The 25,416-nt window shown below is 43.0% G+C and carries 23 protein-coding genes, 1 tRNA gene, 1 pseudogene and 1 riboswitch; of the genes and pseudogenes, 6 read left to right on the top strand and 19 right to left on the bottom strand.

The features are described from left to right. Nucleotides 1-226: 226 nt before the first annotated feature. From guaA to FFM78_RS12495, 3 genes are all read right to left on the bottom strand, one after another. Nucleotides 227-1,783: a glutamine-hydrolyzing GMP synthase gene (gene guaA / locus FFM78_RS12505; protein WP_137638731.1), complete on the bottom strand. Its 1,557-nt coding sequence runs from the start codon at nt 1,781-1,783 to the stop codon at nt 227-229. A 216-nt stretch (nt 1,784-1,999) separates the two neighbouring features. After that, on the bottom strand, nt 2,000-2,923 hold the full coding sequence (gene coaA / locus FFM78_RS12500) for a type I pantothenate kinase (protein WP_137638730.1): 924 nt from the start codon (nt 2,921-2,923) through the stop codon (nt 2,000-2,002). Nucleotides 2,924-2,941: 18 nt separating this feature from the next. Next, nucleotides 2,942-3,409 (bottom strand): acyl-CoA thioesterase, encoded by a 468-nt coding sequence (locus FFM78_RS12495; RefSeq protein WP_137638729.1) that lies wholly within the window; start codon nt 3,407-3,409, stop codon nt 2,942-2,944. 328 nt (nt 3,410-3,737) lie between these two features. Between FFM78_RS12495 and FFM78_RS12490 the strand changes: the two genes are divergently transcribed. Beyond that, entirely contained in the window at nt 3,738-4,604 is an 867-nt protein-coding gene (locus FFM78_RS12490; RefSeq protein ID WP_137638728.1) for a DegV family protein, read from the top strand. A 63-nt stretch (nt 4,605-4,667) separates the two neighbouring features. Here FFM78_RS12490 and FFM78_RS12485 read toward each other — a convergent pair whose 3' ends face one another. From FFM78_RS12485 to helD, 10 genes are all read right to left on the bottom strand, one after another. Beyond that, nucleotides 4,668-5,063, bottom strand: a complete 396-nt coding sequence (locus FFM78_RS12485; protein WP_137638727.1) for a hypothetical protein — start codon at nt 5,061-5,063, stop codon at nt 4,668-4,670. A 138-nt stretch (nt 5,064-5,201) separates the two neighbouring features. Continuing rightward, entirely contained in the window at nt 5,202-6,398 is a 1,197-nt protein-coding gene (cytX, locus tag FFM78_RS12480; protein ID WP_137638726.1) for a putative hydroxymethylpyrimidine transporter CytX, read from the bottom strand. Between the two features lie 13 nt (nt 6,399-6,411). Then, a complete protein-coding gene (thiE, locus tag FFM78_RS12475; RefSeq protein WP_137638725.1) occupies nt 6,412-7,056 on the bottom strand; it encodes a thiamine phosphate synthase in 645 nt (214 codons plus the stop codon). After that, complete coding sequence (gene thiD / locus FFM78_RS12470) at nt 7,056-7,874, bottom strand: bifunctional hydroxymethylpyrimidine kinase/phosphomethylpyrimidine kinase (RefSeq protein ID WP_137638724.1); 819 nt, start codon at nt 7,872-7,874, stop codon at nt 7,056-7,058. The genes thiE and thiD overlap by 1 nt, the downstream gene beginning before the upstream one ends. A 26-nt stretch (nt 7,875-7,900) precedes the next feature. Continuing rightward, entirely contained in the window at nt 7,901-8,698 is a 798-nt protein-coding gene (gene thiM / locus FFM78_RS12465; protein WP_137638723.1) for a hydroxyethylthiazole kinase, read from the bottom strand. A 24-nt stretch (nt 8,699-8,722) separates the two neighbouring features. Beyond that, the gene (locus tag FFM78_RS12460) at nt 8,723-9,475 is read right to left on the bottom strand and encodes an ABC transporter ATP-binding protein (protein ID WP_137638722.1); all 753 of its coding nucleotides are present in this window, start codon (nt 9,473-9,475) and stop codon (nt 8,723-8,725) included. Between the two features lie 32 nt (nt 9,476-9,507). Continuing rightward, nucleotides 9,508-10,509 carry an ABC transporter substrate-binding protein gene (locus tag FFM78_RS12455; RefSeq protein ID WP_137638721.1) on the bottom strand — a complete coding sequence of 334 codons (1,002 nt, stop codon included), beginning with the start codon at nt 10,507-10,509 and terminating at the stop codon, nt 9,508-9,510. Nucleotides 10,510-10,533: 24 nt separating this feature from the next. Further along, on the bottom strand, nt 10,534-11,304 hold the full coding sequence (locus tag FFM78_RS12450) for an ABC transporter permease (protein WP_223877082.1): 771 nt from the start codon (nt 11,302-11,304) through the stop codon (nt 10,534-10,536). After that, entirely contained in the window at nt 11,273-11,569 is a 297-nt protein-coding gene (locus tag FFM78_RS12445) for a thiamine-binding protein (RefSeq protein ID WP_137638720.1), read from the bottom strand. The genes FFM78_RS12450 and FFM78_RS12445 overlap by 32 nt, the downstream gene beginning before the upstream one ends. Before the next feature lie 138 nt (nt 11,570-11,707). After that, a riboswitch (TPP riboswitch) is annotated at nt 11,708-11,812 on the bottom strand. 110 nt (nt 11,813-11,922) lie between these two features. Beyond that, nucleotides 11,923-14,226 (bottom strand): RNA polymerase recycling motor HelD, encoded by a 2,304-nt coding sequence (gene helD / locus FFM78_RS12440; RefSeq protein ID WP_137638719.1) that lies wholly within the window; start codon nt 14,224-14,226, stop codon nt 11,923-11,925. A gap of 227 nt (nt 14,227-14,453) precedes the next feature. Between helD and FFM78_RS12435 the strand changes: the two genes are divergently transcribed. The 4 genes from FFM78_RS12435 (at nt 14,454) to rsgA (ending at nt 18,809) form a co-directional block, all read left to right on the top strand. Beyond that, a complete protein-coding gene (locus tag FFM78_RS12435; RefSeq protein WP_137638718.1) occupies nt 14,454-15,089 on the top strand; it encodes a VTT domain-containing protein in 636 nt (211 codons plus the stop codon). A gap of 43 nt (nt 15,090-15,132) precedes the next feature. Beyond that, complete coding sequence (locus FFM78_RS12430; RefSeq protein ID WP_137638717.1) at nt 15,133-16,971, top strand: cation:proton antiporter family protein; 1,839 nt, start codon at nt 15,133-15,135, stop codon at nt 16,969-16,971. A 95-nt stretch (nt 16,972-17,066) separates the two neighbouring features. Then, entirely contained in the window at nt 17,067-17,636 is a 570-nt protein-coding gene (locus FFM78_RS12425; protein ID WP_137638716.1) for a hypothetical protein, read from the top strand. Between the two features lie 171 nt (nt 17,637-17,807). Next, nucleotides 17,808-18,809: a ribosome small subunit-dependent GTPase A gene (rsgA, locus tag FFM78_RS12420; RefSeq protein ID WP_137638715.1), complete on the top strand. Its 1,002-nt coding sequence runs from the start codon at nt 17,808-17,810 to the stop codon at nt 18,807-18,809. 97 nt (nt 18,810-18,906) lie between these two features. On the opposite strand, the gene tpiA is transcribed toward rsgA, so the two are convergent. From tpiA to rpoN, 5 genes are all read right to left on the bottom strand, one after another. Beyond that, entirely contained in the window at nt 18,907-19,662 is a 756-nt protein-coding gene (gene tpiA, locus FFM78_RS12415) for a triose-phosphate isomerase (RefSeq protein ID WP_137638714.1), read from the bottom strand. Nucleotides 19,663-19,718: 56 nt separating this feature from the next. Next, complete coding sequence (locus tag FFM78_RS12410) at nt 19,719-20,930, bottom strand: phosphoglycerate kinase (protein WP_137638713.1); 1,212 nt, start codon at nt 20,928-20,930, stop codon at nt 19,719-19,721. A gap of 274 nt (nt 20,931-21,204) precedes the next feature. Next, a complete protein-coding gene (gap, locus tag FFM78_RS12405) occupies nt 21,205-22,227 on the bottom strand; it encodes a type I glyceraldehyde-3-phosphate dehydrogenase (protein WP_137638712.1) in 1,023 nt (340 codons plus the stop codon). 37 nt (nt 22,228-22,264) lie between these two features. Then, a complete protein-coding gene (locus FFM78_RS12400) occupies nt 22,265-23,302 on the bottom strand; it encodes a sugar-binding transcriptional regulator (protein WP_137638711.1) in 1,038 nt (345 codons plus the stop codon). A gap of 168 nt (nt 23,303-23,470) precedes the next feature. Continuing rightward, entirely contained in the window at nt 23,471-24,772 is a 1,302-nt protein-coding gene (gene rpoN / locus FFM78_RS12395) for an RNA polymerase factor sigma-54 (protein ID WP_137638710.1), read from the bottom strand. 139 nt (nt 24,773-24,911) lie between these two features. On the opposite strand from rpoN, the gene FFM78_RS12390 reads away from it, so the two are divergent. Then, nucleotides 24,912-24,983 (top strand) — tRNA-Arg (locus tag FFM78_RS12390). A gap of 328 nt (nt 24,984-25,311) precedes the next feature. Here the strand turns inward: FFM78_RS12390 and FFM78_RS14050 are convergent. Next, nucleotides 25,312-25,416 (bottom strand): annotated as a pseudogene (locus FFM78_RS14050) (IS30 family transposase); the annotation flags it as partial.

Here is a 25,416-nt window from a genome sequence, read left to right as displayed (position 1 = left end):
TCCTTGAATTAATTCAAATACAGCCTTAATTTTTGTTTCTTTTGAAAACATGATAAAACCCCCAGATTTGGATTTCTCCAATTCTGGGGGTTCAGTTCAGAGCTTCTTTTTGTTCATGACAATATAAATTACTTTTATTTTGGCGGGAGACAATGTTCGTTTAAATCACACTATTCTCATTAAACTAATTGAAAATACCGTTAAATTAACATTCCGTGTAGATGTCTTACTCCCACTCAACTGTTGCCGGTGGCTTGGAGGTAATGTCGTACACGATCCGATTAACGTGATCAACTTCATTAACGATCCGTACAGAGATTTTCTGCAACACATCCCATGGAATGCGGGCAAAGTCAGCGGTCATCCCGTCGATCGAGTTAACGGCACGAATACCAACTGTATAATCATACGTACGGCCATCACCCATGACACCAACACTGCGGATACCTGGTAAAACAGTAAAGTATTGCCAAATATCGCGGTCCAAGCCGGCGTTGATGATCTCTTCGCGCAGGATCAAATCACTATCACGTACGATCTGCAATTTATCTTCAGTGATCTCACCGATGACCCGAATTCCTAAACCAGGGCCTGGGAATGGTTGCCGCCAAACTAGCGCCTCCGGCATGCCTAATTTTTCGCCTAACTCACGAGCTTCGTCTTTAAATAAAGTCCGCAATGGTTCGATCAATTGGAAGTGCATATCTTTAGGCAAACCACCAACGTTGTGATGTGACTTGATCGTTTGGGCGGTATCGGTGCCGCTTTCGATAACATCGGTGTACAGCGTCCCTTGGGCTAAGAAGTCGATGCCCTGTAACTTAATGGCTTCGTCATTAAAGACTTGGATAAATTCGTTCCCGATGATTTTACGTTTCTTTTCGGGATCAGAAACGCCAGTCAATTTATCTAAGAAGCGTTTTTGGGCATCAACTTTGATGATGTTTAATCCAAATTTACCAGCTAAGCTATCCATGACTTGTTTGGCTTCGCCTTTACGCAACAAACCATGATCAACGAAAATGCTAGTTAATTGATTACCAATGGCTTTGTGCAGCAAAACACCCACAACCGAGCTATCGACCCCACCGGACAAACCTAACAAAACTTTGCGTTTACCGACTTGCTCACGGATCTTGGCAATTTGAAGGTCAATAAAATCAGCCATCGACCAATTATTACGGGCACCAACCACGTCAAAGGCAAAATGACGCAAGATCTCGCTACCATATTCAGTATTTTGGACCTCAGTATGGAACTGGATACCATAAAATTTACGCTGGTCATCAGCCATGGCCGCGATCGGACAATTTTTACTGGTAGCTGTTTCCACGAAACCATCGGGTACCTTAGTGACTAAATCACCATGGCTCATCCAGACGTATTGATCAGCTGGCAAATCCTGGAACATAACCGCTTTCGGATCAGTCACGTGAATATCGGCGCGACCATATTCACTATTATTAGCATTTTCAACGACCCCGCCAGGTAAGTTCTCGGCCATTAATTGCATGCCGTAACAAATACCTAATATTGGAATACCCAACTGATAGATCTCAGGATCAACTTCAAACGCACCCTCGTCATAAACACTGTTAGGACCACCAGAGAAAATAATGCCTTTTGGATTCATCGCTTTGATCTCTGCCGCAGTTAATTTATGCGACAATAACTCGGAATAAACACCAAATTCACGAATCCGCCGGGTGATTAATTGGTTGTACTGACTACCGAAATCGAGCACGATAATTTTATCAAAATCTTGCATGTTCGTCGTTGCCAACAAATTCACCTCATCATCATAGATTGTCTTTCATAACTTTTTTCAATAAACCTATTCTACTGATTACACCGCTCCAGGTCAACCATTCCCAGCAGACTCTCATTTAGAAACACCTGACCGCAAATTTTAGCTTAGAGCAGCAGCCAAATACCTGCATTTATTAGCGGTCTTTACTAAAAAGCAGTTAGCAATAGCTAAATTAACTGCAAAAGTAGCCTAGAATTTACGCAAATAAATTTCATTGATGCGATGCTTAGTTGTTTTATGTAAGATAACGTCCGCGCGATTACGAGTTGGCAGAATATAATCACGTAAATTAGGTAGATCATTGGTTTGCCATACCCGTTTAGCCATCGCCATTGCCGCCTGGCGATCCCCGATTGCGTAGGGGTAATAATAGTTAGTCGGATCCGTAAAAGCCGTGTCCAGCAATAATTTGAACCGATCTAAATACCATTTCTCGATCAAAATAGGATCCGCATCGACATAAATTGAAAAATCAAAGAAATCACTGACATAAAGCTGCTGATTACTTGGCAGTTGTAACACATTGATGCCTTCAACGATCAAAATATCCGGTGAATCGATTAGATCATATTCATGGGGAAGTAAGTCATAAATTTGGTGTGAATATTTAGGTGCCTTCACGGGGCCCAAATTATTTTTAACTTCATTCATAAAATTGATTAGATGATTCATATCATAGCTTTCCGGAAAACCCTTACGTGCCAGTAATCCCCGGCGCTTTAACTCAGCATTAGAATAAAGAAAACCATCGGTCGTAATATTTTGAATTTTTTTCGTTGGGTATGCCCGGGTCAATAAGATTTCTAGTAAACGCGCCGACGTACTTTTACCAACCGCGACACTGCCAGCGATTCCCACAATAAATGGTGCTTTATGTGAGTGCAGTCGTAAAAAATCCGCTCGATCCTGCTGCTGACTTTGATACTGATTATAATACACGTGGATCAAATGGCGCAGCGGCAAATAGATTTCCTTAACATCCGCCAACGAAATACGGTCATTCAACGATTTAGCCTGATCCAAATCGGCCTGCGATAACGGCGTCATCCCGTTACGATAAAACCTTTTCCATTCATGGCGCGTAATTCTGTAATAATTCATTTCATCTTGCAAACTAGTTTCCTCCATCACCTACAATAAAGCTTGCCAAGCGGTATTAGCCTGACGCTGCGCCAAGTTTGCCGCGTAACGCTGTGGGTAAGCGGCACAAACAGCTTGTTCTAACTGACTTTCCGGTTGAACTTGTGGCCAATTTGGCTGCGCCACCATACTGACCATTGACAAAAAAGCACTGGCTACTAATTGGTGCTGTTCATTTAGAACATACACATAAATTTCCAGAGCCCGCGCCGCAACACCGCTGACAAAACTATGGATCGTTAACTCTGTCGCCACCGGCACCGGCCGAATAAAATCAAACCGATCGACACTACCTGTAACCACTAACTGGTGACCAAAGCGGCGTGCTGATAAGGCCGCCTGATCATCCACCCAGTGAAGCAAACGGCCACCATGTAAGGTCTGGTGTGAATTTAAATCTTGCGGTTGCACGTGATATTGCTGCACTAGTAGCGATGCTTGGCAACTTTTTTTAACCATTACATTATTCCTCCACTTGGCTTAATGACTGATCACTGGCAACGTGCCAGCACCCAGTCGTGTAAGCATTACCAGAATTATAGCACAGCTACTCAAGAAAATTAATCGTAAATCAAATTGTGGTTTCTAAATTACTGCTCAGCTTAATTAAAACGATTACATTCAATTACGCAATAAAACATAGTCGCATTGCCAACGTAATTAGCGTAAAATGAAGCTACGCGCTTTGTGGCCAAGCGCTATAACTGATTAAATTCGCCCTATAGTGCACACCGACTTTTTGCGTCAGTGTGTTTTTACTTAAACATACGTTAAAAAGGAGTTTCCTATGAAAATTGCCGTTGTTACCGATAGTGCCAGTTATCTGACCCCTGAACAAGCTGCAGCTAATCAGATTACGGTTGTCCCGATCACCGTGATTTTCGGCCAGCACGCTTATAAAGAAAATGTTGATCTCACAACGAAAGAATTCTATGCAAAATTAGCTAGTGAAAAAGAATTGCCGACCACCGCACAAATTTCGATGGGCCAAATTCAAGCTGTTTATGATGATTTAGCTGCCCAAGGCTACGAAGCCGTGATCAGTATTCATTTATCCAGTGGTATCACTAGCTTTATTCCTAACTTACAGGCCTACTTACCAAACATCACAAATATCAAAGTTTATCCCTTTGATTCTAAATTAACCAGTGCTGCTGAAGCTAATCAAGCTCTATTGGCGGCTAAATTAGTCCGTGCTGGCAAATCAGTACCAGAGATTCTAGCCGCGTTAAATGAATTACGTTCGACCCAACACGTTGACTTTGTGGTTGACGACTTGAGCCATCTGGTTCGCACCGGCCGTTTAAGCAACACTTCCGCCCTTTTAGGTAATATGTTACGGATCAAGCCGATCCTCCGCTTCAATGAAGCTGGCCAAATTATTGCCGCCGCTAAAGAACGAACCATGCGCCGCGCTTTTGCCCATATCAAAGCTGACCTGACGACTTTTGTCGCTTCAGTAGATTACCCAGTACGTATCGACGTTATTGATGGGGACAATCAGGCCACTAGTGCTGAATGGATCGCCGACCTGAAAGCCACCTTTCCCGATGCTACCATTGATTCAAGTAGCTTAGGACCTGTTATCGGCGTACATACCGGCCGCAAAATGATGGGTGCTGTCTGGTCCCGCGATTTTGAGGACATTAATTAACTTACAAAATGAGTAAAAAATAGAGCGCCACTGATATAGTGGCGCCCTATTTTTAGGCTCATTTTAGCCAATGCGCAGCTCTTGAATAAATTTCGTATCAACGACTGTTTCCCCATTGACTTGGTGCGTGGGCACACAATGCAATAACTTATGCTCAGTTAGGTAATGACCAAAAGCCTGCAGCGTAGGTACACCTAATAAATTAGTGTTTTGCGGTTGAGCAAAGTTGACTTTAACCAGCTGATAGTCTTGTTGTAAGCCAACCATAATTTGCTCCATCGCTCGCAGCGCTACTTCACCAGTTTGTAGAAACAGTGGCGCCACAGCCGCGCGCTGAAAAATAGCCTCGCCAGTATAGAGCATTCGCCGTTTACCTTGTAAAGTCGTGTAACTCGCCGCGCAAGCCACCGTCACGGAATCTGCCTTGACTTTATTAGTGAAGTTGATTTGATAGTTCACCGTGCACCCCTCCAATATAGTATCCTCACCTGCTCTTATTAATCAGTTTAGCATACTTTACCATTGAAACTGGTGAAATATACTCAGGTAACGGCTGAAAACCAGTGGCGCATAGCACTAAATGATGTGTGCGCAAAGTTAATTATGGATCGTCTGTTTACTAGCCCATAGTTGATAGACTTTGCTACAAATAATCACTGCTACCCCCATGCACACTAGTAACAACAGCGTAGTTCCTAACACCATATCTAACTTTTGCAATTGATAATATCCCCAAACACCTAGCAACCAAAGCACTGAATTAAATAATTTAGGTAAACTTTTCTTGGTGATAAAATAGGTCGTGAAAACAATTGCGTATAATGGCGTAAATACTGACCCAATAAAGTACAAAAAGTTCTGATAACTTGCTAACGAAACCACTAAGGCAATAATTAAACCTAACGCAGTCACCCCGATAGCAAGCAAATTAGTTTTCTTACTGTGAATAATCTGACCGATATTGGTCGCCGCCGAATAAGCATCCATAAAAGTAGTGGTCACCGTTGAGAATACAATGATCAATAGCGCCACTAAACCTAACCCGCTGGTGGCTAATAAAGTCGTAATATCGGTGATCCTCGTTTGTGTCACGGTCAGCAACCCGATCAGAAACATAAATGAGCTACCAAATAAATAACCGAGTGAACTAGTTAGTGCCATCGCCAGTGGCCGCTTAGTTTGGCGTGTATAGTCGCCGATCAGTGGTAACCAAGATAGCGCCATGGTCACATTAAGCTCTACCGCTGCCCCAAACGACATGGTCCCCACAGCAACAGGGCCACTCGCTGCTGGCGTTCGTAAAATAATGAAAAGGATCAATAAGCTACCTAAAAACAGCAAAACAACCACAAAGTTATTAATGCGAAATAGCAACTGACTATCCATTAACAACCATAAAATGATCAGAGCCGCTACGATCAGGCTCATGATCAGCACACTTTTGAAATTGAAAATATGTTGCATAACGCCATTCATAGCTTGTGCGGCGTTAACGATCATTACAGCGGTCCAACCTAAAAGCTGTAACGCATTAAGTACTGAAAAAACGAAGACCCCGCGCTGCCCGAAAGTAGCTTGGGTGGATTGAATCGCAGTTTGGTGCTTTTTAGCACCAATATAACCGGCCGGCAATAAAAATAATAAACAGCCGATCACATGGCCTAAAACAATAGCCAAAATACCTTTGCCTAACCCTAACGGTGCTAATAACGTTCCAGTAACCATTTCCGCGATCGAAATTGCCGCACCAACCCAAAGTAGAAACTGGCTACGTAAAATTTTCCCATCCTTCATAATTGACCTCCCTTTACGCCTGACGCATAGCCGTTACAGTCCGTTGCAGCTGTTGACTTTGAGTGATCATTGAGATCACTGCTGATCCGGCAGCACCCGTTTGCCGAATAGCAGCTAATTGATCCTCAGTAATACCGCCAATAGCGACAACTGGCCGTGTAGCTGCAGTCACTAATTTCTGTAAGCCGGCCAAACCGATCACCGGGCTAGCATCAGCCTTTGAACCAGTGATCGCAATCGGGCCACTACCATAATAATCAATTCCGCCAATTCGATTGGCCGCCGTAATTTCCGCCAAATTAGAACAAGAATAGCCAACAAATAATTGTCCTTGTACTTGTTGGATCACCTGCTGAATTTGTTCGTCCGATTGGCCAACATGAATACCATCAGCCGCCACGGCCACCGCCAACTCAACATCATCATCCACAATAAAAGGAACCTGCGCCGCGTGACAAAGTTCCCGTAACTGGCGCGCGATCACTGGCCGCTGTGCTGCTGTTAATTGTGAGTTTGCGCCTTTATCACGAAATTGAAACGCAGTTATTCCCGCTGCTAGTGCTGCCTTGACCACAGCTACCAGATCTTGTCCAGGAACATCCTGGCTGCCACAAACAAAATAAGCCTGTAATTGTGCCACGTTAAATGCAATCTTCATTAAAAGTTCTCCTCCTGCCGATAAGCCCAATGATTTAACGGTCCGTGACCATGACCGACTTGAATTCCTGCGGTAATAGCTGCCGCTACAAATTTTTTACCTAAGCGGATCGCCGCTTCCATTGATTGGCCTTTAGCCAATTCCGCGGTAATACACGATGACAAGGTATCACCGGTGCCGTGGGTCCGTTTGGTTGCCACTCGCGGTGCACTGACCCAGAAGGAATCGCCAGAGGCTAACAAGGCAAAATCACGTACTTCCTTTTGATCAGCATGACCGCCCTTGATCAAAACATTTTTAGCTCCTAGTTCTTGTAAATACTGCGCTGCTTTTTCCGTTTCAGCAGCGGTGGTGATCGTCATACCCGTCAAGCGCTGCGCTTCCGGCAAATTTGGCGTAACCAACGTGGCCAATGGCAATAAGTCGTCCTTAACGCTTTGAATCGCATCGGCTGCTAATAGGGCGGCGCCACCTTTGGCGATCATCACCGGATCTACGACCAATGGGCCAAAATCGTATTTTTGTAAATTAGCGGCCACCACCTGAACGTGTTCGGCATCCGCTAACATGCCAGTTTTACAGGCACGAATCTTTAAATCAGCGGCCACCGAAGCAAACTGTTCATCGATCAAATGTGCCGGTAAGGCCATAAAGTCTTGTACACCTAACGTATTTTGCGCCGTCACCGCCACGACCACTGCCGCCGCAAAAGTGTGGCGTTCCTGCATCGTTTTAATATCCGCCATGATTCCGGCACCACCTCCGGAATCAGTCCCCGCGATCGTTAAAGTCTGGGGAAAACCATTGATTGCACTCATTTAAATTAAGTCCTTTCTACCGTTTTTTAAGCCTCTGTATAGCGTGCGATCTGTGCAACATCAGCTGTTGTGATCAAATGTAATTCATCAAGTAATTTAGCCGCGAACGTGCCTGGCAGTTCACCAGGTAATTCTTGCGCCACTAATTCACCAGCACTGGCGAAAACCAAGCACGCTGTTTGGGCAGCCGCAAAATAATCGCCACCACTAACTGCAGCAAAAGCGGCGACTACACTGGACAGCATATCACCAGAGCCAACGTGTAATTGAAATAAAGGTGTCCCGTTGGCCACTTGAACAACTTGTGTCCCATCAGTAATGATGTCGGTTGCCCCACTTAAGATCACAACACAATGATGCCGCTTAGCCGCCGCTTGAGCGATCGCTACTTTATCACCGCTGCCTTCACCAGCGTCAATCCCTTTAGCCTGCCACGCAATTCCAGCCAATGCCGCAACTTCACCAGCATTCCCCCGAATAATATCGACCTGAAAATCTTCAAATAACTGTAGTGCAACATCTCGACGATAAGTGACTGCACCAACCGCTACAGGATCAACGATCAAAGGTTTGTGATATTGATTCGCTAATTCACCAGTTTTTTTGATGTGCGCCAATTGTTGCTTTGTAAACGCTCCTAAATTTAACGCCACGGCACCACTCATCTGCACCAAGGCGTCTGCTTCGGCAATTTCTTCAGACATGATCGGTGAAGCCCCTAGCGCATTGATTCCGTTAGCCACATCCTGCACCGTTACAAAATTAGAAATATTTAGTACGATCGGGTTTTGTGCCCGTAATTGAGCCAATAATTCAAGCTGCATTATTCATTCCTCCAGGTATCATTTTTAGATCGTAGACAGCCCATTGGCTAAAATACCAAGGATCTGCCGTTTATACTCGAGAAAGCCGTTGGTCAATTCAAAATCGGCTGGCCGTTGCTGCCGGGTTGGCAATTGAATCTCTGCTGCGATTTGACTAGGCTGGCCAGCCAAAACATAGATTCGATCGGCTAAAACCAGTGCCTCGTCAATATCATGGGTCACCAATAATGTGGTCAAATTGATCTGCTGAATGACTTTTAAATACCACTGATGCATACCACGCTTAGTGATCTCATCCAACGCACTAAAAGGTTCATCTAATAGTGCTAGTTGCTTACCAAATAAATAAGTTCGCAATAAGGCCGCGCGTTGCCGCATCCCACCAGATAAAGCTGCCGGGTACTGTTGTTCGGTACCGGCTAAACCGAAAGTTTGCATGTACGGACCAATTTTGGCAACAGCGGCTTTTTTCTTTTCACCACGTAAAAGTAAGGGTAAAGTCACGTTCCCTGCGATCGTACGAAACGGCAGCAAAAGATCCTTCTGCAGCATATAACTCACCTGACCACTTTGACCAGTCACATCTTGCCCAGCTAATAAAATACGTCCTTGATCGCTGGTCAATAAGCCGGCAATAATATTGAATAAGGTCGTTTTACCGGAACCACTGATACCAAGCAGCGCTACAATCTCACCATGCTGAATATGCAAACTAATATCCGCTAAAACAGCTTTCTGGCCAAAACTTTTACTGACATGTTGGACCTCTAATAGGATAAGTGCCGCCTTCTTTCGTTTACTCGGTTATTTTATTTAGGTAAGTATTGGTTCGTAAAACCAACGTTTTTAGCCAATGGTGTGTCAACTAACTTTTCTTTATTTAACCAATTATAGAAACGATTCCAACGTTGCGGCGCAATATAACCCCATTGCTTGACCTCAGCCTGATATTGACCTGCCAGCCATTTTTGACTTGCCAAAACCAACTTGGCCTGCTTACCCTTTAATTCTGGTACTTTATTTTCTAAAATTGTGGCCGCCTTAGTTGGATGTTTGATCGCGTATTGGTAACCTTCCTTAGTAGCAGCCAAGAATTCCTTAGCTACCTTAGGATGTTGCTTTAAATACCGATTATTGCCTATCAAAACGGGTGTGTAATAATCAAAAACTGGATTGATTTTACGCATTGCAAAATAATTAACCGGATAATTCTGGACCTTGGCATTAATGCCACCCCACGCATAATAGACCCAAATATCGTCAACCTTTTGCGAGCGCAAGGCCACAACCTCATCCGTAAAATTACCTGGCGTCAATTTGACCCGTTTATACTGACCACCATCCTGATCAACCATGGTTCGAATAATCGCCTGTTCGATCGGCAAATTCCAAGTCGCATACCGCTTATCCATCATTGCCTTAGGCCGCGTAATGTTATCGGCTCGGCGTGACATGATCCCCGAAGTATTATGTTGGACCAATGCCGCGATCGCGGTGATCGGTAATTTTTTCTTACCGCTCATTTCCGGCGACATTGTATCCTGATAAGAGACCCCAAATTCAGCTTTACCTGCAGCTACGAGACCATCAGCGCCGCTTTGCGGTGGTTGGACGATTTTAACTTTTAAATGATGTTTCTGGTAAAACTTTTTTTGTTGCGCAACATATAGGCCCGTATGATTTGTATTAGGCGTATAGTCTAAAACAACCGTTAAATTCGTTGTTTTGGTCGTTTTAGCTTGTTGACCGCACCCCGTCAGTCCCAGTAAAGCTAGGCCCAAAATTAAGCCGCCGACTACTTTCTTATTCATCTGTCAGACTCCTTTTTTAAAGTTTTACTGTTTTTCCACGCGTTTCCATGGTTCCAACCAATGCTGTAGCCCATTGACCAGCATCATCAGTAATAAACTTAAAATCGTGATCAAAACGATCACGGCAAACATTTTATCAAAGGCATAAGCTTTCATGACCCGCGTCATGTAAACCCCTAACCCATCGTTACCACCGACCCATTCAGCAACAACGGCGGAGATCACCGCATAGGTCACCGCAATCCGCAAGCTGGCAAAAAAATGATCCAACGATTGCGGTAATTTGACAAACCATAATACTTTTAACCGCTTTGCCCCCATGGTGGCCATTAACTGCAATAAATCCGGATCAGTCGCCCGAAAGCCAGTTAACATTTCCACCGCAACTGGAAAGAAAGTAGTGACGATGATCAGCACAATTTTAGGCAACATACCGTAGCCTAACCACAAAATTAGCAACGGTGCAATCGCCACAGTTGGAACGGTTTGACTGATCACCAATAATGGATAAACGGCGCGGTACAAAAATTCAAAACGATCCATGATGATCGCCAGAAAAATTCCTAACAAAATACCGATCAATAGCCCGATCACCGTCTCCGCCAAAGTAACCCACATATTCTGGAGCAGCAGGGGAAAGTCAGTGTAAAATGCCGTAACCGTATCGGCAGGTGACGGTAATAAAAAGCGCGGCACAATATTAAAGCTGACCAATCCTTGCCATAGCAAAACGCCAACGACTAAAACAGTCCATGGCGCCCAGTTAACCTTGATATTTATCCGTTTTTTCTGCAATCGTTAAGACCTCACCTTGGGGTTGATAATTGATTTTCAGATAAATCATGTCCGCCGTCGCACCAGCTTGAGCGGCTACCAGCGGAATTTGTTTAACTACTGCCATCAATTGATCATAATCACCTTCTAATGTAGTTTCAAAAGCACCTACTTGATAACCGACTTTCGTTGTTTTGATATAGGCGATCACCGCATCAACAATGGCAACTGTCTTTTTGGTATCCACATTTAACGGTAGTACCTGAACCGCAATACTTGCATTCATAAGTTATTCCTCCTTGAATTTAATGTTTTACTTCGCGATATAAATTTTACCCTCCCTCATAAGTTTTGAAAGCTGACTGCCGGTTTAGGCTTAGAAATGATCCCAACAAAAAAGCACACCCCATTGTGGGATGTGCTTTTGATCACGAAAATAGCTCCCTACGCTGGTTTTAACCAATCAGGTTTGAAGGGTCGAAAAATCATTTTCCTCTCAGCTGTTAACACAGCTCCCCTGCTTTCAATTAATTAAATTATAACCGTTTTCATACTAAAAGTAAACTAGAGCTAAAACGTTTTCGTCAGTATGATTTGATCACTTTTTACAATTAATTTAGTCATATTCAGCTAATTTTTCTAAGCTAACTCGGTTCGCTGATACGCAGTAGCCGGTACATCAGCTAACAATGGTGATAATTCTCCTTGAGCAAAAATAGTCAAGTGGTGCATTGCCCGGGAAGCGATCGTATACAAGAGCTGCCGTTCATCCTCGGCACCATAGTTTGCGGCGGTCACCTGCCAAGCAATGATCGCATCAAATTCTAGACCTTTAGCTAAATACGAAGGCACGATAATCGTGCCTGCTGCTAGGCGTTGGTTTTCTGAACGAATCAACGTTATTTTCTCGCCTTGTGCCCGTAACTTTTCATATAGCGCCTTACTTTCAGGCAAGGTCTTAGTGATGATCGCAGTCACCCGCTTTTTTTGTTCATTGCTCACTAATTGCTGACGCAAGGCCGCGATCAATTTAGCTTCATCTACAGAAGTAACGATATTTGGCAGATCCCCCTGGCGGTTAAACGCGGTAACAGCTTCACCATTACGTAAAATGGCTTTAGTGAAATCAGTGATCTGTTTAGTCGAACGGTAGGATTGCGTCAATTGAACCACCCGTGTTTCTTCCGGCTTAAACATAGTCGCCAATTCCTTCAATAAACTATGACTACTTTCCTGAGTAAAAATAGCTTGATTGAGATCACCTAACAACGTAAAACGCGCATTAGGAAAACTGAATTTCAAAAAGCTGAGTTGATAAGGTGTATAATCTTGGATCTCATCAATAAATAAATACCGAATATCCCGATCACCATGCTTGCCGGTCATCAAATCATACAGATACAGATACGGAGTCACATCAGCAGTCGCTAACTGTTTCGCCCGTAACTGAGCTAGTACACGATTGACGCTTAATTGCCAGGCTTCTTCGCTTAAACCGTATTGCTTTAAATTCAAATATTGTGGCACTTGACGTAGAAAATCAATATACTGCGCTTTAATATTTAAAAAGCGATTACGAATGACCCCACGACGAACACTATCAAATGCAGAAGTCACCACCCGCCGCGCTAAGAAACGAAATTCTTTATCCCCATTTTCAAAATTACGCGGGTGGTTGCCGTACCATTTACGCATACCCTCATCGTCCAAGTTCTGAATGAACTCACTGACCCATTTTGCTTTCATTTCTGTGTCAATCCGGTGCCCAAAATAAGTCAACAGCTCTTCCTTAGTTGCATTCAACCGATTGCCTAACCGATAATTACTGTTGTAGTGATAATAGGTTTTTGCAATACGCTCATGATCAATAAAAACCTCATTGCGTAATTTAACATCACGAAACCGCATGCCACCTTTATTCAAGCTATTGGCATATTTTTTCGTAGCCGCAGCAAAGGCTAAACTACCCTTTAACTGGTTGATTCGTTTATCCACGGCCGTTTCGTTTTTCTCAAACTGTGTAAAAAGATCTTCAACCTTTAAATTAGGGATCCGGCGCGCTGCGTATTGATAATAAGTCAGCTGAACCATATTTTGTTCCCCTAATTCCGGTAACACGTTACCCACGTAGTCGTTGAACAACTGATTAGGTGAGAACATGATCACTTGACTGGAACTTAAATTGCCGCGATAGCGATAAAGTAAATACGCCACCCGCTGCATGATCGCAGAAGTTTTACCGGAACCGGCTGCCCCTTGAACGAATAATAGGCGGGCAGTAGTGTCACGAATGATCTGATTTTGCTCCCGCTGGATCGTGGTGACAATACTTTTCATTTTGGTGTCGGCCTGCTCACCTAAAACTTCCATTAACATCTGATCACCAATTGTTTCCTGGGTGTCAAACATCGTAGTGATCTGTCCAGCAGCAATTAAAAATTGCCGTTTTAACGTGATATCAACGGCTTGTTCGCCATCTGGTGTTTGGTAAGTGACGCGGCCTAAATTACCATCATAATAAATCGACGAGATCGGTGCCCGCCAATCATAAATCAGGAAATGGTCATTTTTATCAGTAAAGGAGCTTAACCCAATATAAATCGTTTCTGCCGCTTTAGCGTTGGTTTCCTTAAAGTCGATCCGTGCAAAATAAGGTGTTTTTTCTAAGCGTTGCAGAACATCCAATCGTTGGGTCGAATGACGCCAACTATTATTGCGTTCATTCAACATTTGTTGCTGCTGCCGAATTGATAGCGCAGTGTCCATCATTGATTCATAGGAGCCCACATTTAACCGCACATCATTATAAAAATTATCATTGATGCGCTTTTCATCACTTTTGGCAGCGGCAATTTTTGCCGTTAAATCAGCCTCAGTCCGCTTAATTTTGGTGATCACATCATCTACGCGAACTTGTTCTTGCTGTTTTTCCGTATCAGTCATAAATTCAGTAGCCTCCTACTCCATTAAATCGAGTTACCTAATGATTACTCACTTAATTATATAATTTCAGATATACCATTTTATCACTATCATGATAGCGTTACAACCAAGCCACTAAAGCGAAAAATTTAAATTCAAGTAAAAACCAGTCCTCAATGGTAGCAGGATTCCTTGCCAAAGCGTAGACTAAAAGTACGATTAGTCTTCAATAAGTGAGGGGTCCATTCATGGTACACACCATTTTTTACGCCTTAACCCATTTAGAAACTTTATTGCTGCCTATTTTCCAATATTTTGGTCATTGGAGTTACGCAATTTTGTTTCTAATTATTTTTGTGGAAACCGGCCTAGTTATCTTTCCTTTTTTACCCGGTGAATCGATCATCTTTATCAGCAGTACATTAGCCGCGCGCAACGGTTTTTTCCTAGATATTTGGTTACTTGGTCTGACTTTTTTCTTTGCGGCTTTGATCGGTGATACTGTTGATTTTGAAATTGGTCGCCATCTCGGCCGGTGGCGCTTTTTCAAGCGGCATATTCGCGCCGATCGCCTGCAGCATGCCACCACTTTTTTTGTTCGTCACGGAGGTAAAACTGTAATTTTCGGTCGGTTTATTCCCATGATTCGTACCTTTGTGCCGTTGATTGCTGGGATGTTTAAGATGAGTCATCCCCGCTTTGCTGTTTATAACTTTTGTGGTGTTTTACTATGGGTCGGCGCTGGTAGTCTATTAGGTTATTTTCTCGGTGCTTTACCGTTTGTACAGGCCCACTTCTCACTGATTTTACTAGGGATCGTGGTTGTGGCGTTGATTCCCAGCGTTGGGATCGGCCTGCTTAATCTGATCAAAAGTAAAAACTGAGTTAGCCGCTAGCTACCATTAAGTTAAAAGGAGGCTCATAGTTATGGGGCAATTAGCATTATTGATCGTTTTACTGGCGGCATTATTGACACCGCTAGTTATGGCTCGTTTTAAGATCTCGGTGGTGCCAACAGCCGTGGCGGAGATCGTAGTCGGAATTATTTTGGGTAAAAGTCTATTAAACTGGGTTCCAATGACCACCAGTCTCAGCCAATTATCGACATTAGGGGTGATCATTCTCATTTTTCTTTCGGGGATGGAAATTGACTTTGATTTATTTAAACCGCAATCTGCGGGCACCAATGGCGTAGTCACTAAATGGACACCATTAAAGTTGGCCGTTGGCGCCTATGTTGGTATTCTATTGGTGGCTGGCCTACTAGGTTGGCTATTACAACTCACCGGTTTATTCAGCGATATTCTTCTGGCAACGATTTTATTTTCCACTGTGGCCTTAGGGGTGGTGATCGCTGCCTTGACCGAAAAGGAATTACTCAGTAAAGCCTTAGGTCAGACAATTTTACTAACTGCGGCTCTAGGGGAAATCATTCCGTTATTGGCTTTAACTGCGTATGCTGCCTTAAATGGTGGCCATTCCAGTCAATTATGGTTGGTGCTATTGATCTTTTTGGCAGCGATCGCTTTATTGTTGCGTTTTCGTAGCATTTATCGCTTTTTTGCTAAAATTGATAAAACTACCACCCAACTGGATATTCGGTTAGCCTTTTTTCTGATTTTTGCTTTGGTGACAGTAGCGGAACAAGTTGGTGCCGAAAATATTTTAGGTGCTTTTCTGGCGGGGATCGTTATGAAATTATTACAGCCTAGTAAGGCCACCCGCGATAAACTAACTTCCATCGGCTATGGTTTTTTCATCCCGATCTTCTTTATTACCACCGGAGCAAAACTTAATTTGCGCACCTTATTAGCCGATCGCAATTCTTTGATTCTGATCCCGATTTTTTTCGTTTGTTTCTTATTAGCTAAAAGTATTCCCGTTTGGTTATTCCGCCAACGCTTCACCTTGAAAAACGCCATTGCCGCCAGCTTTTTGACTTCGACAACAATCACCTTAGTTCTGCCTACCTTACAGGTCGCACAGAACCTACATGTGATCAATAGTCAACAAGCCGGTGCCTTTGTGATTGCTGCTGTTTTGACCTGTATCTGTTCACCAATCATTTTCAACCAACTTTATCGGCCGGAAAAAGAAGATTTGGTCAAAACGCGAGTCACTTTTATCGGTGCTAATATTTTAACGGTCCCCGTTGCTCAGCGCTTATCGCACGGTTGGTACAGTATTCGCATGCTAACCGATCAGCAAAAAAATTACCGTACGTATAATAGTGAAGCACGTAATGTCACTTTGTTACCCGACCTTAGCGCCAATACTTTAACCGCCGCGGATGCGTTTGCTACCGATATTTTAGTCCTCGGACATTTAGACCATGACGTCAATGTACGTTTGGCTCAAGCAGCCGTTAAAAATCATGTGCCGCGGATCATTGCGCGCTTTGAGGCTCGCGACGTTGCCGATGATCGTTATGAAGTTTTAGCCGAGCAAGGCGTGGAGATCTACAACAGCTTTGATATCAATATCAGTATGTTACGCGAAATGATCGAATCGCCATCAACCTTAAAACTGCTGACTGGCAACGATGCTGGCCTTTACGAAGTAACGGTGCACAATCGCCGTTTTGCGGGACGGGAATTAAAATCATTACCCTTTATTGAAAAAGTCACGATCAGTCGGATCTACCGTAATGGTCAATTTATCGTGCCGCATGGCGATACTTTTATCGAACAGGATGATCACCTGATCTTCACTGGTGACAAAAATGTCGTACCCGAAATTCGCCGTCTACTGAGTGTGCATAATTAAGTGGGCTTTGCAGCAAGCATGATTACATTTTCTAATAAATTTAACGTAAATGGGGCTTTTTGAGCCGCGTTTCAGCATTGAAAGGAAGTTCATTTGTGAAGTTTAAACGTCTTTGGCCGTTTTTATTGTTACTGCTTTTACTTAGTGGTTGTGGGATCGTTGAACCAAATACTGCTAAAAAAACGGCCACTCCTTACCGCCAAGATCCGACTCAGGGTGTGTTTACCGCTAAAGTATCGGCAAAACAAGTTGCACAATTAGTGCATAAACAATTACCACATACCCAGTTGCTAAAAATTAGTCTCAACAAACAAGGCCGTTTTTATCAATATCAAGTTCAAGCCCGTAGTAAAAAACAATACTACCGCTTGTCAGTGAATGCGATGCAACCGATCATTACTAAGCAAACACACACGCAATTATCGCGTACGAATGCAAAACGTGAGGTACTGCGCTTAACTGGTTTAAAATCGTTAAATGCAATCAAGCAAGTCGCCATCAGCGAAATCAATGACGGTCATATTGTTGGCTATACCCTAAATCAACAAAATCGAATCACCAGCTATGATCTTTTGATTAAAAGCCGTGCCCACCATACAGTTCGTTTACGAATTGATGCAAAACGCGGTAATATTCTTGAGCGTCAGCAAGTCGGCAAGCTTTAGGCTGCCGGCTTTTCTTTTGGCTTGAATTTGTTATACTGATAATATCTTAAATGAAAGTGAGAATGCCTATGTTAACAATGCCAGCAGAAGTCATGTTTAGGGAGGACGCCGTGCGCGCATAGCTACGGTGCATCCTCCAATACACCCTAAAACAATATTGGAGGCCTAAACATGCTAAATTTTCCAAATCACGAGCAATTAACTGCACGAATTATTTTTCAAAGTCACGATCAATATCGCGTTATTTTTGCCGATCGGCGTATTCAACAAGCAACCTTAGCTGGACGAATGCAGTTTACTGGGACAATGCCATTGATTGGTGATTTTGTCAGTGGTCAGCCTTATGATCGCGACAAATTTTTGATCACTCATTTGCTACCACGCCAAACCTATTTAACTCGCGCCGCAGATCAACAAGAACAAGGATTAGCTGCTAACGTAACAACTGTTTTTATTACAATGTCAGCAAATACCGATTTTAGCGTTAATCGGCTTGAACGCTATTTAACCTTAGTTTGGAACAGTGGTGCTGCCCCTGTGATTGTTTTGACTAAAGCCGATGTTGAACCGGAACTGTTAGAACAACGACAAACAGAAGTGACAGCAGCGGCCTTTGGTGTACCGCTCATCACGACTACCAATACAGTACCAGCAGCGATCAAAAAAGCTTTTGCACCCTTTTTAACTGCTAAGACGACTGCGATTTTCATCGGGTCCTCCGGAGTTGGCAAATCAACCCTATTGAATATTTTAGCAGCAACGCAATTGCAAACAATTAAAAGTATTCGTAGCGGTGATGATAAGGGGCGACACACCACGACGACCCGCAACCTTTATTATTTACCTAACGGCGCGGCCGTGATCGATTCTCCAGGCTTGCGTGGCGTTGGTGTGACCGGAAGCACTAATACTTCCACCGCACAAAGTTTTCCCGATATTGTCACTTTAGCTCGCCAATGCCGCTTCAAAGATTGTCAACACGAGGCCGAACCAAATTGTGCAGTCCAGGCGGCAATTAAACGTGGGGAGTTAAGTCAACAACGTTTAGCTAACTACAAACGTTTACTGCGTGAAACAGAATACACAACGCTAACTAGCCGCCAAATTAACGCGGCAAAAATTAAACGTATGGTGGGCAATAAAAAGAATTTACGTCATCGTCCTAAACGTTAAACCGATCAGTCTAGTGAGTATGAAAACTCACTAGACTTTTTTTTTCAAGGCACAAAAAAAGAAGCAGGCGTCCCTGCTTCTTCATAAATAACTTAAATTAGTCTTGGTAATGTACCAATTCTAAGAATGATTCAGGTTGTAAGCTTGCGCCACCAACCAAGCCACCATCAATATCAGGTTGGGCCATTAATTCTTTAACGTTAGCAGGTTTCATTGAACCGCCATATTGGATCCGTACGTTTTCAGCAGTTGTTTGATCATAAAGACCAGCAACAGTTTCGCGGATCAAATGACAAACTTCTTGGGCTTGTTCCGGTGTTGCAGTTTCACCAGTACCGATTGCCCAGATTGGTTCGTAAGCAAGAACAGCAGTTGCAACTTGTGCAGCTGATAAGCCTTTCAAGGCAGCTTTGATTTGACCAGAAACCCATTCGTCGACTTTACCGGCTTTACGTGTTTCTAAAGTCTCGCCGCAGCAGATAATTGGTGTAACACCATTTTTGAACAAAGCATGTGCCTTTTTGTTGATGTCTTCATCAGTTTCATGGAAATATTCACGGCGTTCACTATGACCGATAATGCCGTAGTTAACACCCATTTCAGCTAAAACTTTTGGTGAAGTTTCGCCAGTAAAAGCACCGGCATCTTCAAAGTAGCTATTTTCAGAAGCAACTTTTAAATCTGTCCCTTTAGCCGCATCAAGTAAAGTTTGCAAGTTAACGGCAGGTGCACCGATAACTGCTTCAACTTTAGCTGCATCGGCTAATTTGCCTTTAATACCAGCAACAAATTCAGCAGTTTCCTTAGGATTTTTGTTTAATTTCCAGTTTCCGGCAATGATTGGTTTACGCATTTGTAACATCCTTTCATATGTAAACCCGGGTCAGTACGACCCGAGTTTGCTAAGCTTTATTTTTCAGAAATAGCAGCAATACCTGGTAATTCCTTACCTTCAAGGTATTCAAGTGAAGCACCGCCACCAGTTGAGATATGCGTCAATTGGTCGCCAACGCCTAATTGTTTAACGGCGGCAGTGGAATCGCCACCACCGACGATCGTCGTTGCGTCCGTTAATGTGCCTAAGAATTTACCGATTTCCAAGGTACCTTTAGCGTAGTTGCTCATTTCGAACACACCCATTGGGCCGTTCCAAACAACTGTTTTAGCATCTTTTAAGACATCCTTGAAGTTAGCAATTGATTTTGCACCGATATCAAGTGCCATATAACCATCAGGAATATCGCCTTCAACATCTTTACTAGGTACATCATTGTTAAATTCTTCAGCCACAATATTATCAACTGGCAAGACTAACTTGTCGCCAGCTTTGTCGATAATTTGTTTAGCTAATTCAATTTTATCTTTTTCAACTAATGACTTACCAATGCTTAAGCCCTTAGCAGCATAGAAAGTATAAGTCATACCGCCACCGACGATAACTTTGTCGGCTTTGCTTAATAAATGATCGATCACACCGATCTTATCAGAAACCTTGGCACCACCTAAGATGGCAACAAATGGGTGCTTAGGGTTGTCAACGGCGTCACCTAAGAACTTGATTTCTTTTTCCATTAAGAAGCCAGCAGCCACTTTTTGGCCTTTAGCTTTCATAGCAGTTGCGATACCAACGTTGGAAGCATGGGCACGATGAGCAGTCCCAAATGCATCGTTAACGAAAACGTCGCCTAATGAAGCCCAGTATTCACCTAATTTAGGATCATTTTTGCTTTCACGTTTGCCAAAGTCATTATTGATGTCTTGGAAACGCGTGTTTTCCATAACTAAAACTTGACCAGCAGCCAAGGAATTAACGGCATCTTCTAATTGTTTGCCTTCGTTAACGGGAACAAAAGTAACCGGTTGGTTCAACAATTCAGCTAAGCGTTCCGCAACTGGCTTTAAGCTTAATTCTTTTTTGTCTTCGTCAGATTTGATCCGACCTAAGTGAGAAAGCAAAATTGCTTTGCCACCATTTTCAACTACATATTTGATAGTTGGTAATGCAGCCACAATTCGGTTATCGTCACCAATAACGCCACCTTTAATCGGCACGTTAAAGTCCACACGAATCAGGACTTTTTTATCTTTAACATCTAAATCAGAAACGATCAATTTAGCCATATGAATAGCCTCCTATTTTTAGCGTAATAAAAGCAAGGCCCCAGACGTTCAATTACTTTAGTAATGTTTCACTGTGTAACCAAACCCGCTGCCACTTTTATCACATTTTAATTATAAGCTCACATCAATTTTAGAAAATTACAACTCACCTTATAATAGCCGCACCAACCCGTGGATCCAACGTGTTGACCAACAAAAAAAGCAGAGGGAGTCAAACCTCCCTCCGCCTTTTTAAAGTATTATGCGGTTTTGAAACCTAGCTAGTTCTAACGGATTAGAGAGTAGCGAATTTCAATAAAGTACGAACCATTTGGCAAGTGAAGCCGTATTCGTTGTCGTACCAAGCAACAGTCTTAACTAATTGCTTGTCGCCAGCAGATGTAACTTCTGTTTGAGTTGGGTCGAAGATTGAACCGAATGTTGTGCCGATAACGTCACTTGAAACGATTTCGTCTGCGTTGTAACCAAAGCTTTCGTTACCTTCAGTATGCTTCTTGATAGCTTCGTTAACTTCGTCAGCAGTAACCTTTTTGTCAAGGATAGAAACTAATTCAGTTAATGAACCGTCAACAACACCAACACGTTGTGCATGGCCTTGTAATTTGCCCTTTAATTCAGGGATAACCAAACCGATAGCCTTAGCAGCACCAGTTGAATGAGGAATCGTGTTAACACCAGCTGCACGAGCTGCACGTAAGTTACCGCCACGAACTGGGCCGTCTAATAACATTTGTGTAGAAGTGTAAGCATGGATAGTTGTCATAGTACCAACTTCAACGCCGAATTCTTGGTTCAAGAAGTAAGCCATAGGAGCTAAGCAGTTAGTTGTGCATGAACCAGCTGAAACGATTGTGTCATCAGCAGTTAATACATCATCATTTACGTTATAAACAACTGTCTTCAAATCGCTACCAGCTGGAGCTGAGATCAAGACACGTTTTGCGCCTGCATCCAAATGAGCTTGTGATTTAGCTTTGGATGTGTAGAAACCAGTACATTCAAGGACGAAATCTACGCCGTCATTTTTAACCCAAGGAATATCTTGTGCTTTAGGTTCAGCATAAACACGGTATTCTTTGCCGTTAACAACGATACCATTGTCAGTAGCGCTAACTTCGCCAGCAAAAGTACCATGTGTTGAATCATATTTCAATAAATGAGCTAACATAGCAGGTGAAGTTAAGTCGTTGATTGCGACAACTTCGATGTCGTTAGATTTAGCACCTAATTCGAAGATACGACGGAAAGCTAAACGGCCGATACGTCCAAAACCATTAATACCAATTTTTACAGTCATGCCTAAATTTCCTCCTTTAGGAAATAAAAAATTTATTTTAAAGGGTTGCCCCTTTTAAAATCAAGTTTGCGGCACCTTCATCCGTGATCAACCACGTTTGTTGAGGTGCAAGTTGTGCGTATGCCTTAATTGCCGCCGCTTTATTAGCGCCGCCGGCAACGGCGATCACACTAGGAATTCTTTCAAGGTCGCGAAGTTGTAATCCGATCCGAGGAATCTTATAGACGACTTCCCCTGCTTGATTAAAGAAGTAACCAAACGCTTCGCCAACCGCCTGTTTCTGTTGTAACATTGTGATTGTAGCAGTCGACATATCCCGCCGTTTTGCCATTGGAATTGCCTCACCAATACTATGAACTACCGCCGAACTTTTGTCAACTAACTGCAATACTTCCTTAACCGCAGGCTCGGCTAAGAGTGGTTTGTAGGTCTGTTCACTGACATGTTCGGGGATATACAGGACCCGGTGTTGACCACCAGTATGCACTGCCATACGAGCACAGACAGCATTGGCCTGAATATCAACTGCTTCGCCTAAACCACCGCGCGCAGGTACAAAAATCAGATGGCGCTTTTCTGCTAGCTTAGGCGTTAATGAATTGGCAACTTGCGCCATCGTTGTCCCGCCCATCACGGCAATTATATTCTCACCATGAGGCAAAATAACGTCTAATGTTTCATTGACCAGCTTACCCATATCAGTTAAAACCTTGGGTAATTCAGTTGCATCACCAGCGACAATCAAGCAATGATCAATACCAAGTAGTTTGCACAGTTGCTTTTCTTTCGAGCGCACGCCGAGTAACTGTTCCATGACTGTGGTTAAGCTTTGATAAGCTTCCTCACCTTGAGCTGTCAGAATCATTCCTGACTTTGACGTTGCGATTAAACCGTGTATCCGTAAAAAATCAGTTTCAGTTCGCAGCGCACGCTCGCTCATGTTCAGCTCTTGAGCCAATAAACGCCGCCCAATCGGTGCCAACCAATAAATAGATTGCAGCACTTGGTAACGTTGCTTAACGACCTCAATCAAGTCCGGCGCCAGCACTTCTAGCCAGGCTAATTCTTGATGCATGCTGATCCTCTTCCTTAGTGGGACAAGTAACGTCCAACTATGTCGTATAATGACCCATCACGGCCAAAAAACAAAGTGCCCAGTCGTTCTGTTCACTCTCAAGCACAAAAATATTATAACAAGACCAATCATTAAATGCAAGGCTGAAGCCCCGATAAATCAAGGAATTTAATCAAAGCGCTTTCTCTTTGATGACCCGCCTATTCCTAAACTTTCACGATACTTAGCAACCGTCCGTCGTGAGATCGTAACGCCAGCCGCACTTAACAAATTAACCAAACGCTGATCTGAAAGTGGCTTGTTTTTATCTTCCTGATCGATCAATTCCTGAATTTGCCGTTTAACACTGGCCGCAGAATCATCCTTTTGGTTACCAATGGCGTTGGTAAAGAAATGCTTAAGTTCAAATATGCCGAAATCAGTTTGCAAATACTTGCCGTTCACTGTTCGACTAACCGTTGACTCGTGTAAATTCAATTTAGTCGCCACATCGCGCAGCAACAAGGGCTTTAACGGCCGTTTGGCGTCAAAAAAGAAATCATGCTGCCGTTGAATGATCTCTTGACCGACCCGTAAAATTGTCTGGCTTCGTTGCCCGACACTTTTTTGTAACCAATCAAACTCCTGTTTCTTTTCTTTCATATATGCCGTGACCTCGCGATCATTTGTCTGCACCATACGTGTAAAATAACGCTGCTGAAAAACAATCTGGGGCCGACCCTCACGCGTCAAACTTAATTGTAGTTGATCAGCCTGCACTTGTACCACCAATTCCGGCCGTACAAAAGTATTTTGTGTCTGACTAAAAGCCGCCCCCGGTCGCGGCGTCAAGGTCTGTACATAATCAAAAATATGCTGGATCTCCGCCACTGTCACTTGATACTTAGCCGCAATAAATGCCCATTTACGTTCCACAAAATTAGTAAAGTCTTCTTCTAAAACAATATAGGCCAAATTAGGCGCATGGTTATCATTTTCAGTTTGCAACAGCAAACTTTCCTGCAAGTTACGAGCGCCGACACCCGGTGGATCCAACTGCTGCAATAACGTCACCGCATCTAAAATCTGTAATGACTGTGCGCCGGTCTGGGCCTTGATCTCATCATCACTAATACGTAAATAGCCATTGAGGTCAACCTGTTCCAACAAAAACAGCACTAAATCACGTAGCGGCGTATCCCGCATGGTTAAATGAACCTGTTCTAATAGATACTCAAATAACGATTGCTGAGTATCGGGAATAGCATTCATAAAGTTATCAACTCGGCGCTGACTGCCACTAAAATTAGCCTGATCAGGGGTTGAATGATGAACCATCAACAAAGGATTTTCCAAACTTTTCTGTTGCAAGAATTGCTGTAAACCCTCAGCATTATACTGCAAGATCTGAATCGACTGTTGCAATTGCTGGGTCATCGCAAGTTTTTGAACTTGCTTTTGCTGCTGATTAAGTCCCTGTTGGTATGCCATGTTAACCGTTCCTTTCATATGATGATATAACCATGTTATTACTTATTTTAGTCAACGCAACACAATTTTACTAGAAATTTTATACAGAGGGCTTGTTTTTTATGCCAATTTCCGGTAAAATTGTTTTTGTTGTTCAGATGCGCCTGTAGTGTAATGGATATCACGTGAGATTCCGGTTCTTGAGATGGGGGTTCGATTCCCTCCAGGCGCATAATAGAAATCTATCTGTGTACAAAGCCGCCAAACTTAAAATTTGGCGGCTTTTTTATTTTAGCTTATCTTTAGCATAAACTAAGTTGTCCGTAAACCTGACTAGTACATTAGCTGATCCTTTTAATTTGTGGTTACCTAAGTCCTATCGTGTAGCAAATAGTATTAAGCATTCCGTTACTAGCAAACTACTGCCTATTTTTAGCAGTACATTTGTCTTTGGTTTCAAAGACAACCACGGTATTTTTTTATTTTAACGTTGGGAACTTGCTTAATTTAAATGTAAGCGCTATACTTACGAAGTGATTTATAATACTGATTCCCTGAACTATTTCAATATCCAGTAGTCCCTGATCAATCCAGTTATAGATGGTTTTGTAGGCAATTCTAACTACATGAGCCACTTGTTCAATTGACCATTTTTGGATCTTGAT

This window comes from Loigolactobacillus binensis, assembly GCF_005405165.1.
In the GTDB taxonomy this organism is placed as follows: Bacteria; Bacillota; Bacilli; order Lactobacillales; family Lactobacillaceae; genus Loigolactobacillus; species Loigolactobacillus binensis.
The sequence above is the reverse complement of the archived record's forward strand: the minus strand, read 5'-3'. Positions and strand labels throughout refer to the sequence as shown.